Source organism: Sphaerospermopsis reniformis, assembly GCF_005402885.1.
Taxonomy (GTDB): Bacteria; Cyanobacteriota; Cyanobacteriia; order Cyanobacteriales; family Nostocaceae; genus Sphaerospermopsis; species Sphaerospermopsis kisseleviana.
The window spans coordinates 1-801 of the sequence record NZ_BJCE01000524.1; the positions used below are offsets into that span (position 1 = coordinate 1).

At 33.5% G+C, this 801-nt stretch carries 1 pseudogene; it reads right to left on the bottom strand.

The features are described 5' to 3' along the window. Positions 1 to 725, bottom strand: a pseudogene (locus FFR48_RS28190) (IS701 family transposase); the annotation flags it as partial. Positions 726 to 801: the final 76 nt, after the last annotated feature.

The following is an 801-nucleotide window of genomic DNA, read 5'->3' on the forward strand; positions in this document are numbered from 1 at the left end:
ATATAAAATATAATGTCTAGAGTCTTCTTTTTTAAAGTCTTTCCTAAACAACTTTATAAATCCAAATTCTTTCAGATGAGTTCTTAATCCTTCTTCAGGAATATCCAAAGTGCCTACTTGGCAATACTTGTGCGGCTCATTTGAAACAGTTCTATTCTATTTTTTTCAATTCCGAATAGGAAACCCAATTTCTGGTTTTTTAGAAATTTTAAGTTTTCTACTCCTGAGTACCAACTATCTCCTGTTACCATTCTGGGTTTGACTCCCCAGCTTATTATTTCACTTACCATTTCTCTAAAATAATCGTTTTTTGTTTTTCCCTCCTTTTTATCATATATTCTATAATTTATTGGCACTGAATTACCATTAATATCGCTGTAATATAGAGTGATTAAATTTAAGCCAATAATAGTTTTATGGGCTTTCCCTGACCAAAAATAACTGATTAATTCCGCATTTTTAGGGTCGCTGTAAATCTTTTCTATGACTGTATCATCTACACTTAATATCCCCCCTACCAGGTTGATAATTTTCTCTATTATGCTGAATAAATCTTTTGGTTCGTATCTCTCTCTCAATAAAAAGCGATTGACACTATCATGTGAAACATCTCCCAATATCTCGGCTAACCTACTGCACCCTCCATACTTTGGCTCTGACAGTAAAAATAAGGTGTAGATGTCTAGATTGCATTGTGCTGTCGAGGGTTTAGTAATTTCTCTCATTCTCTCATACCCATTACTAGACGACCCTTATTTATCAATGCACTATTTTGTTATTCTGTCAATGCGTAAGTCCTAA